Origin of the sequence: Intrasporangium sp., assembly GCF_032907665.1 — a bacterium.
Lineage (GTDB): Bacteria > Actinomycetota > Actinomycetes > Actinomycetales > Dermatophilaceae > Intrasporangium.
In genome coordinates this window covers 1-9,629 of the sequence record NZ_JAJJPG010000126.1, presented here as the reverse complement: position 1 = coordinate 9,629, position 9,629 = coordinate 1, and the positions used below count along the sequence as shown (strand labels likewise).

The window sequence follows — 9,629 nt, the reverse complement described above, 5'->3', positions numbered from 1 at the left end:
CCAGTCGAGTGGCCCCAAAAGCTTGGCCACCCCCAGTCGAGTGGCCCCAAAGGCCGGGCCCGGCGAGGTGGGAGGACTGCGTTTGTGGCCACTCGACGTGGCGGGGTAGCGAAAGGGCGGCACCGTCTCCGGTGCCGCCCTTCGTCGTGTGCGCTCCCCCGGTTGGACTCGAACCAACAACCTGCCGGTTAACAGCCGGCTGCTCTGCCAGTTGAGCTACAGGGGATTGCTGCCGGGCAACCATAGCAAAGGAGTTCGTCGGTGCCGAAATCGGCCCGCGGAGTCGCGGAAGCCCCTCAGAGGCCCACCTCTGAGCGCAGTCTGGCCAGCCTCGTCGACGCCTCGGCGGCCACCGCGGGGTCGTCGAGATCGACCCCCTTGCCGGGCACGACCTGCTCGAGCAGCGTGCCGTTGGCGAAGTCCTGGCGAATCACGACCCGTACCGTTCGGCGGCTCTCGGTGCGGAACTCGTCACTGAGCACGACGCTGGCCTGGATGCGCTCCCGCAGCGCCTGCTTAAAGAGCGAGGCGTCCCGCACCAGCCATTGTGCCGGTCGCCCCTGGTCGACCCACGTCACGGTGAGCAGCTGCGAGTCGCCCTGCCAGGTGCCCGCCTCTGCCTCGTGCCACGGCCGCTGCCAGGCAAGACTCGAGTCCGGGCCGACGAAGGCCAGGTGGTGCGTCGAGGCGACGACGTGGCCACCCGTCTGCTCGTCCTTCGCCCAGGCGATGATGCGGTCCCCGGACGTCATGGGCACGGCCCGCCGCACGTCGTCGGGCAGCCCTCCCCTGCGACCGCGATCGAAGATTCCCATCAGGCCATCCCCTCCTTGATCCGCGCGAGCTGCCGCTGCAGCTCCTGCAGCGCCAGGCCCAGCTCCCGCGTCCGCTCCGGGTCCGGCTGCTGAGCGTGGTCGAGCCGACGCATCTCGCTCATCGCGTCGGCGATCCGGCGCGTCAGCGAGACCGTGCGCACCCGGTCGAAGAGCTCCTCGACGTAGCGCGAGCCCGGTAGGCCGGTCGTCGGGTCCATGCGCGTCGGGAGGGTGGCGACGGCGAGCTCGCTGATGAGGGATGCGACGGCGCTCGGTGCGGCCTCGGTCACGGCCGAGACCCACGAGCCGAGGGAGGGACGCTCGCCTGAGCCGGTCGCGATCCTGATCCCGTCGAAGACCGCCTGGTGCGCCGGCGCCGAGAAGGAGTCAGCGGAGAGCAGGTCGATCGCCCCCGGCCGCAGCAGCGTGGGGAACTGGAGGATCACCTGGAGCAGCTGTCGCTCGGCGAGCACGACAGGGTCCCGGTAGTCGGGTGCGGGCACCAGGCCGGCCACCTCGGCAGACCCCGGCTCCGCCACGTCGTCGCCCACGCCCGATCCGTCCCGCCGGGCCGGATCGCCCGGCCGACGACGTGACTGGTCATCCGATCCCGACCTGTCGATCTGGAGGCGCCCCGCCCTGGCCACCTCGGCGGCAACCTGCTCCACCTCGAGCCCGAGCAACCCGGCCACCTCGCGGGTGTACTCCGGCCGAAGGGACCGATCCCGGATCGAGGCGACGATCGGGGCGACCGCGCGGTTCGCCTGGACCCGTCCCTCCGCGGTGGCCAGGTCGAAACGCTTGATCGTCGTGCGGACGGCGAATTCGAACATCGGCACGGCATCCTCGATGAGGGCCTGGACGGCAGGGTCCCCGCCGGCCTGCCGGAGCTCGCACGGGTCCTTCCCCGACTTCTCCACCGCCACGAACGACTGGGAGGTCCACTTCGCGTCGTCCGCGAAGGCCCTCATGGCGGCCTTCTGTCCCGCCGCGTCACCGTCGAAGGTGAAGATCACCTTTGCGGGCGCGAGATCGGGCTCGTCGCGCATGATGCGCCGCAGGATCTTGATGTGCTCGGCGCCGAAGGCCGTGCCGCAGGTCGCGACGGCCGTCTCGATGCCGGCGAGATGGCACGCCATGACGTCCGTGTAGCCCTCGACGACGACAGCCTGCCGATCCGCGGAGATGCGCTTCTTCGCGAGGTCGAGCCCGTAGAGGACCGCGGACTTCTTGTAGATCGGCGTCTCGGAGGTGTTGAGGTACTTCGCCTCGATCCGGTCGTCGTCGAAGATCCGCCGGGCGCCGAAACCGATCGTGCCGCCAGTGATGTCGCGGATCGGCCAGACGAGCCGGCCACGGAAGCGGTCGTAGAGCCCTCGGGAGCCTCGACCCGCGAGACCGCCGACGACGAGCTCGTCGTCGGTGAAACCCTTGTCACGCAGGTGGCGCACGAGGTCCTCTCCCCCGCGTGGCGCGAAGCCGACGCCGAACTGCTTGACGTGGGTGCTGTTGAAGTCGCGGCCCCGGAGGAAGTCGCGGGCCTGACGGGCGGCGGGGTCGGCGAGGAGACGGTCGGTGTAGAACTCCTCGGCGACGCGGTGCGCCTCGAGCAGACGCGAACGCCGGCCCAGGCCCTCCTCGCGCGGCCGCGCCCCGCCGTCCTCGTAGCGCAGCTCCATGCCGAGCCTCTGGGCGAGCCTCTCGACGGCCTCGGCGAAGGTGAGGTGGTCGATCTTCTGGACGAACGAGATGACGTCGCCGCCCTCGTCGCAGCCGAAGCAGTGCCAGGCGCCGACGGCCGGGCGGATGTTGAAGGACGGCGTCTTCTCGTCGTGGAATGGGCAGAGCCCCTTGAGCGACCCAGGCCCGGCCGGGCGGAGGGTGACGTGCTCGCGAACGACGTCCTCGATCGATGAGCGTGCCTTGACGGTCGCGATGTCGTCAGAGTTGATCAGACCGCCGATCCGACCCGCCATCCCGCCTCCTCTCGCTGCCGTGAGTCTAGGTCGTCACGCGCGCGCAGCGTTCGACCCCACCCACAGCGAGTGGAGCGTGACAGCCCGTGCGTCCGTCAGCGCCGCGACCTGGTCGACGATGACCCGAAGCCTGGCCGCGTCGTCGTCGGCCGCAAGGAAGTCGGCGCGGAAGTCGAGGTCGAGCCGGGTCTCCGGCTCGGCGGCGTAGAGGTCGACGAGGTCGCTGAGCAGGTCGCGTTGCTGCTCCTTGAGCACCATCTGGTCGCGGGTCGTGACGACGAACTGGTTGGCGACTGCCTTGAGCACGGCGCACTCGGCGCGGGTCTCGTCGGGCACGACGAGGTCGGCGTCGTATCTCGTGAGCGGCCCGGGACCGTATCGCTCCCGCGTCGCGACCTCCACGACCCGCACAAAGCGACCGATGATCTGGCTCGTCATGTCCTTGAGGGCGGCCAGCGCGTTGCGGGAACCGTCGAAGCCGGCCGGGATCGCCCCCGTCGCGAGGATCCGCTCGAGGGCGGCAGCGAGGGCGGCAGGATCCTGGTCGGGCGCGTAGGTCGCCCCGGCGATCTCGAGGACCGTGCGCATCTCCATGCGAGAGCGGAGGACCCGAGGGTCCATCCAGTCCGATGCGATGGCGTCCTCGAGGTCGTGGACCGAGTAGGCGACGTCGTCGGACCAGTCCATCACCTGGGCCTCGAAGCACCGGACGCCCGGCTCGGCGCCGGCACGCATCCACTCGAAGACCGGCAGGTCGTCCTCATAGGCCCCGAACTTCGGGGTGGGCACCGGACCGGCACCGTGGAGCCAGGGGTACTTCGTCGCCGCGTCGAGGGAGGCGCGGGTGAGGTTGAGTCCCGCAGGCGTCCCGTCGGGGTGGCACCGCTTCGGCTCCAGCCGGGTGAGCAGGCGCAGCGTCTGCGCATTCCCCTCGAAGCCACCGATGTCGGCGCAGACCCGGTCGAGCTCCATCTCACCGTTGTGCCCGAACGGCGGATGCCCGAGGTCATGCGCCAGGCAGGCCGTGTCGACGAGGTCCGCGTCGCACCCCAACGCAGCCCCGAACTCGCGCCCGATCTGTGCAACCTCGAGGGAATGGGTGAGCCGGTTGCGCACGAAGTCGTCGTGTCCGGCGCCGAGGATCTGGGTCTTGCCGGCGAGCCTGCGCAGCGCGGACGAGTGCACGAGGCGGGCGCGGTCCCGGGAGAAGTCGTCGCGGTCGGCCCGCTTCTGCGCGGGGTCCTCCGCGACCCACCGCTCCTTGTCGACGTCGGTATAGGCCACAACCCAGACTCTAGGCCGTATGCCGCTGAGCCCGGTTGCGCACGAGGCCCGCCCTCCCGTGGTGTGCGGTGTCGTGGAGGGCTCTGGGTCATACTGGCCGGGAAGCCATCGGGGCTTCCGAGCGTCAGGAGCAGGCCATGGCCGACAAGTCACCGCGATCGCACATGTCCAAGAAGGCCTCCAAGTCCATCAAGGAGAAGCGCGCGGACAAGCAGGCCAAGGCGCAGGCGGCGAAGCAGCACGAGATCATCCCGCCGCGCTCCAAGGGCTGAGGGCGCGGCCCCACGTCATTCTGCCATCTCCGCCCCGCCGTCGGCTGGTCGGCGCTCAGGGGCCTGGCTGCACCGCGGGCTCATCGGGCGCACCGACCGTGATCGGCGGGAAGGGGCTCTGCGCCAGGTCCCAGTCGAGGGCCTCCCCCCGGGACGACGTGATGTCCCAGCGGAAGAGGGCCTCGGAGCGGTGCACCGGCGACACCCGGGTGGCCTGTCCGATGAGCGTGTGGTCGTTCTCCCAGTAGAGGTGTCTCACCCCGACGGCGAGCACCTCTGCGGGGATTCCTTCGACGTCGGCCAAGGTGGCAAGGTCCACGACGCGGGCCGGACGGTCCGGGTTGACCCGGTCGTAGTGGCCGTCACCGACGATGGCGTGCCTGCCGTCCGGCGAGACCGTGGCGTGCAGCGACCCGGTCTGCTCGGCGCAACCGAGCGAGTCCGGGATGAGACCCGCTGCGCCCAGGACATGCAGGCATTCCTTGCCGTCGGGCTCCTCGACGGCGACGAGAGCCCTCGACGGGTCGCCGCCCATGGCACCGGGGAGCGCAAGCACCCGGATCGCGCTGATCTCTCCGAACGAGGCAGGTGCCCGAACGTCGCTCCACCGACCTGTCCCCAGGTCGAGCCTGCGCAGTGGCGTCACCCCGCCGGACGGGGCCGGGAGCGTGATGACATCACCCTGCCAGGTGGCGATCCGGGGCTCCTCCCACTGAGGGAGCTGCACTCGCCGCTCCTCCGTGCCGTCGGTGGAGTGGATGGACAGCCTGCTGACCAGGCTGCCGTCCGCGCCCGGATCGGCGCTGACCACGGCGAAGCGACGACCGCCGGGCGCCGCCACGATCTGCCAGACGGCTTCCGCGCCGACGACGAGCCTGGACCCGTGCTCCTCGCTGACGTGGAACACACGCTGGGCGGGCCGTTCGCCCCAGCCGCGCTGCGCGAGGAAGAGCCACCCGTCCGCCAACCTGACCGGCAGGGCGAGGAGGCGGACGTCGCGAGGCAGCTTCGCTTGCCGGCCCCCGATCTCGACGACGATGCGGCCGGCCTCACGCCAGGCGCGGTACCCGAGGTCGCGCTCCACCGGCGGTCCCTCCGGGAGCGCTGTCGCCCAGGCGTGCCCGGCATTGATGCGCGCGATCTCGTCGATGCTCAGGGGTCGTTCCTGTCCCAAGGAGCCGTCCCGGGACTGCGACGAGGAAGGCGATGAGGACAGCGACGATCCGGGGGTGGAGGCCGGCCCGACCGGGCGCTCGGGAGGCCCTGCCGGCGTGACGAGCACCGCGACGAGAACGGCGGCGGCCGCAGCCGCGACCCCGCCCATCGTGCCGAGCGCGGTGCGACGGCGGCGCTCTCGACGGGCACGGGCGATGAGGGCGGGGCCTGAAGTGGCGGGGGGCGGCAGTGCCCCGGCCCGCTCCTCCAGCGTCTCCTCGAGCGTCTGGTGGGTCAGGTCGTTCATCGCGCCTCCTCCGATACGAGCGAGAGTGCGGCTCCCCGGCCGCGGAGGGTGGACAGGGCCCGGGAGAGCTGGCTCTTCACCGTGCCGACGGTGCAGCCGAGGGCTGCGGCGATCTCTCGCTCGGCCAGGTCCTCGTAGAACCGCAGGACGACGACAGCCCGTTGCCGAGGTGGCAGTCCCGTCAGGGCGCGCCACATCGCGTCACGCTCGTCCGCCTCGGACTCCCAGCTCGTCGGAGCCGACGTCCGGTCGAGCACGACCCGGTCCTCCAGGGCAGTCCGGCGCGTCCAGGATCGCCACCGGGAGATGTGCGTGCGGGCCATCGCCGAGCGGGTGTAACCGAGCGGCGAACCGTCCGCGCAGACCCGCTCCCAGGCGAGGTACACCTTGACGAGGGTCTCCTGGACGAGCTCCTCGGCCTCCGCGCTGCTCCCGGTCAGGACGTAGCCGTATCGGTGGAGCCGGTCGGCGTAGCCATTGACGAAGGCGGTGAAGTCCTCGTCCCTCCGACTGTCGCCCTGTGTCCGCATGACTCCCCTGTCACTCCCGCTGCAGCCTGTCACCGCCTGTACGCCGCCGCACGACGAGAAGGTTGCCCGAGCTCTCCGAGAATTGTCACCTGACCCGGGGTCCCGGCAACAGGTGCCGAGGAGGGCCGTATGCCGCTCAGCGCAGCTTCGCGCGAAGGCGCTCCACCCAAGCGGGCTCGGCCCCGTAGGCCAGCGGGCCGACCAGCTCCTTCCTGCGGCAGGCGTCGACGAGCTGGGCCATCCGTCGGTCGCGCGTCTCGGCCCGCTTGGCCGACAGGACCCAGTGGACGCACGCCTTGCGGTAGGACGCGACGGCCGCCTCCCAGAAGGCCCATGCCGGCTCATCGGCGCGGAAGACCGCCTCGAAGTCGGGTGGCCAGGTCTGTTCGTCCTGCTCGTAGGAGTAGAGGCCGGTGTTGTCGTGCTTGCGCTGCTCGTAGGCCGCGAGGCCGGCCGGGCGCATTCGCCCCTCTGCCGTGAGCTCCTCGACGATGCCGATGTTGACCCGACTCCAGATGCTCCCCGGCCTGCGCGGGGTCCACCGCTGGCGACGGGTGTCGTCGTCGATGCGTTGGGACACCGAGTCGATCCAGCCGAAGCAGAGCGCCTCCCGGACGGCCTCCTCCCAGGTGAGTCCCCGGGGCTCGACGTGCTTCTTGTTCAGCCCCATCCAGAGCTCGGCGGTCGACTCGTGGTTGGCCTCGAGCCAGGCCCGGAAGTCCTCCGGCCCCTCGAAGAAGATCGCCGGCCGCTCCTCGGTCCCCCCTTGTCGCATGGTGCCGATCCTGCCACCGACCACCGACGCCGGTCCCCGGGAAGTGGTGGGGGATGATCGTTCCGTGACCGATCGCATCGTCCTCGCCGCCCGCAACAACGCCCTCTGGTGCGACGTCGTGTGCCGCACGCACGGGCTGGCCGGTGTGCTCGACGACCTGGCTTGGACGTGTCCGAGCCGGACGCCGCCCTACTACCCGGACGCCGTGACCCTCTCACCGGAGGCCGCAGAGCACGACCTCCTGGCCCGGATCGCCCCGGGAGACGGCGCCTCGATCAAGGACAGCTGGTCGCGGCTCGACCTCGCAGCGGAGAACTTCGCCCGGCTCGTCGTCGGCGAGTGGCTCTGGTGGGACGCGCCGGAGGCCGTGACGGCTGGTGCGCAGCCCGATGGTGGTGCCACCACGAACACCAGCACGGACGGTCGCACGTGGCGCCGCGTCCGTTCCCTCGACGAGGCGGCAGCCTGGAGCCGGGCCTGGGCCTCGGCCGACCCGGCTGACGCCGGCATCCTGCGACCTGAGCTCGTCACCGTGCCGGGTGTGCACCTGCTCGCGGCCGGCAGCGCCGGGGACGACTTCGCCGCGGGATGCATCGTCAATGTGACCGGACCGGTCGCAGGCGTGAGCAACCTCTTCGGCAGGCAGGGCGACGACGCACTGACGTGGCGGGCTGCGACAGCGGCTGTCCGCGAGGTCGTGGGAGCGCTGCCGCTCGTGGGCTGGGAGGCCGGTGCTGGCCTCGAGGCGGCGGTCGCGGCGGGCGCGACACGGCTCGGGCCGCTCACGGTCTGGATCAGCTGAGGTCAGCCGCCACTGACGGACAGCTCGGCCTGCGCGACGACGCGGCGGTGCTCCTGGGACAGTTCACGCGAGTCGAGCCAGCCCTCGGGGAGGACGACGTGGCGTGACGACCCGGCCCGGCCGCGCTGCCCCTCGGCCGCCTCGCCCGGCCAGGGCGCGTCGCGGTCGAGCGTCGCGAGGAGCCGGTCGAGCGCGTCGATCGAGTCGACCAGGGCGAGCGAGCTGCGGACGGTCGAACCGGCGGGGAAGCCCTTGAGGTACCAGGCGATGTGCTTGCGGATGTCCCGGCAGGCGCGCCCCTCGTCGCCGTAGAAGTCGGCGAGGTAGAGGGTGTGCGTCCGGAGGGTGTCGGCGACCTCGCCGAGCGTCGGCGTCACCCGCACCGGGGAGCCGGCGAAGGCGGCTGCGAGGTCGGTGAACAGCCACGGGCGTCCCAGGCAGCCCCGGCCGACGACGACGCCGTCGCACCCGGTCTCCTCGACCATCCGCAGAGCGTCCTCCGCGGACCAGATGTCCCCGTTGCCGAGCACGGGGATGGTCGTGACGGTCTCCTTGAGCCGCTTGATCGCCGCCCAGTCGGCCGAGCCGGAGTAGGCCTGGGCGGCGGTCCGGCCGTGCAGGGCCACGGCTGCCGCCCCCTCCTGCTCGGCTGCGAGGCCGGCATCGAGATAGGTGAGGTGCTCGTCGTCGATACCCGTGCGCATCTTGACGGTGACGGGGACGTCGCGCCGCGCCCCCTCCTCGACGACGGCGCCGACGATGGAGCGGAACAGGTCCGTCTTCCACGGGAGCGCCGAACCGCCGCCCTTGCGCGTCACCTTGGGCACGGGGCAGCCGAAGTTGAGGTCGATGTGGTCGGCCCGGTCCTCCTCGACGAGGATGCGTGCGGCGGCCCGGGCCGTCGCCGGGTCCACGCTGTAGAGCTGGATGGACCGGGGATGTTCGTCGGCGTCGTGCTCGATGAGCCGCATCGTCTCCGCGTTCCGCTCGACGAGGGCCCGGGTCGTGATCATCTCGCTCACGTAGAGGCTCGTCGCCCCGCTCGCGCCACCGAGTGTCGTGCCCTCCTGGCCGTATTCACGGCAGAGGCGACGGAAGGCCCGGTTGGTGATCCCGGCCATCGGCGCGAGAACGACGGGCGACTCGATGACATGTCGGCCGATGCGCAGCGGGGGCAGCACAGCGTGCTGCGGCGCGGGACGGGTGGGTGCATCGGTCACAAGCGCCGATTCTCCCAAATCAGCGGTCCTGCGCCGAATCGCCGAGCGGGTCGCCCGCCGCGCCGTCGCCCGGGCGGTCCACCCCTGCGTCCGCCTCCACCGACCGGGCGAAGCGCAGCAACGCCTCCGCGAAGGCACGAGGCTGATCGAGGTTGGACAGGTGGCTGGCGCGCGGGATGAGCTCCGCCCGTGCCCGGGGACAGGCCTTGAGAAACACCTTCGTCCCCAGTCGGAACTGGTCGTACTGGCCGTTGAGCAGGAGGATCGGGCACTGCACGCCGGAGAGCATCGAGGGCCGGCAGTGGGCCATCACCTCACGCCACGCCGCGGACGTCGGCGCGAACCAGTACCCCCCGGCGATGACCGGCTCGATGAGCTCGGTCGGGTAGAAGCGGCGCAGCACGCGGTCGTTGACCCTCGTCATCCGCTCCGGTCCGAGCGCATCCGTCACGGCGGCGACGCCACGGTAGACGGCCGCTCCCGGTCCGACCGG

At 71.3% G+C, this 9,629-nt stretch carries 10 protein-coding genes and 1 tRNA gene; 2 read left to right on the top strand and 9 right to left on the bottom strand.

The genetic code is table 11. The annotated features are described in order from the left end of the window. Positions 1-153 precede the first annotated feature (153 nt). From LOY02_RS15515 to LOY02_RS15500, 4 genes are all read right to left on the bottom strand, one after another. Positions 154-226 (bottom strand) — tRNA-Asn (locus LOY02_RS15515). A gap of 70 nt (positions 227-296) precedes the next feature. Beyond that, the gene (locus LOY02_RS15510) at positions 297-815 is read right to left on the bottom strand and encodes a hypothetical protein (protein WP_317183267.1); all 519 of its coding nucleotides are present in this window, start codon (positions 813-815) and stop codon (positions 297-299) included. Beyond that, entirely contained in the window at positions 815-2,779 is a 1,965-nt protein-coding gene (gene dnaG / locus LOY02_RS15505; RefSeq protein WP_410505962.1) for a DNA primase, read from the bottom strand. Before dnaG ends, LOY02_RS15510 begins: the two co-directional genes overlap by 1 nt. Positions 2,780-2,824: 45 nt before the next feature. After that, positions 2,825-4,075, bottom strand: a complete 1,251-nt coding sequence (locus tag LOY02_RS15500) for a deoxyguanosinetriphosphate triphosphohydrolase (protein ID WP_317183265.1) — start codon at positions 4,073-4,075, stop codon at positions 2,825-2,827. Positions 4,076-4,212: 137 nt separating this feature from the next. On the opposite strand from LOY02_RS15500, the gene LOY02_RS15495 reads away from it, so the two are divergent. Continuing rightward, positions 4,213-4,347 carry a hypothetical protein gene (locus LOY02_RS15495; protein WP_317183264.1) on the top strand — a complete coding sequence of 45 codons (135 nt, stop codon included), beginning with the start codon at positions 4,213-4,215 and terminating at the stop codon, positions 4,345-4,347. Positions 4,348-4,402: 55 nt separating this feature from the next. On the opposite strand, the gene LOY02_RS15490 is transcribed toward LOY02_RS15495, so the two are convergent. The 3 genes from LOY02_RS15490 to LOY02_RS15480 all read right to left on the bottom strand — a co-directional run bounded on the left by LOY02_RS15490 (position 4,403) and on the right by LOY02_RS15480 (position 7,114). Further along, on the bottom strand, positions 4,403-5,809 hold the full coding sequence (locus tag LOY02_RS15490; protein ID WP_317183263.1) for a hypothetical protein: 1,407 nt from the start codon (positions 5,807-5,809) through the stop codon (positions 4,403-4,405). Beyond that, on the bottom strand, positions 5,806-6,339 hold the full coding sequence (locus LOY02_RS15485; RefSeq protein WP_317183262.1) for a SigE family RNA polymerase sigma factor: 534 nt from the start codon (positions 6,337-6,339) through the stop codon (positions 5,806-5,808). The genes LOY02_RS15490 and LOY02_RS15485 overlap by 4 nt, the downstream gene beginning before the upstream one ends. Before the next feature lie 136 nt (positions 6,340-6,475). Continuing rightward, entirely contained in the window at positions 6,476-7,114 is a 639-nt protein-coding gene (locus tag LOY02_RS15480; protein ID WP_317183261.1) for a YdeI/OmpD-associated family protein, read from the bottom strand. Between the two features lie 64 nt (positions 7,115-7,178). On the opposite strand from LOY02_RS15480, the gene LOY02_RS15475 reads away from it, so the two are divergent. Next, positions 7,179-7,916, top strand: coding sequence for a hypothetical protein (locus LOY02_RS15475; RefSeq protein WP_317183260.1), 738 nt, complete (start codon positions 7,179-7,181; stop codon positions 7,914-7,916). Between the two features lie 2 nt (positions 7,917-7,918). Here LOY02_RS15475 and dusB read toward each other — a convergent pair whose 3' ends face one another. Both dusB and LOY02_RS15465 read right to left on the bottom strand, forming a co-directional pair. Further along, on the bottom strand, positions 7,919-9,136 hold the full coding sequence (gene dusB, locus LOY02_RS15470; RefSeq protein WP_317183259.1) for a tRNA dihydrouridine synthase DusB: 1,218 nt from the start codon (positions 9,134-9,136) through the stop codon (positions 7,919-7,921). A gap of 19 nt (positions 9,137-9,155) precedes the next feature. Continuing rightward, a partial coding sequence (locus tag LOY02_RS15465) for an alpha/beta hydrolase (RefSeq protein ID WP_317183258.1) occupies positions 9,156-9,629 on the bottom strand: 474 nt, incomplete at its 5' end.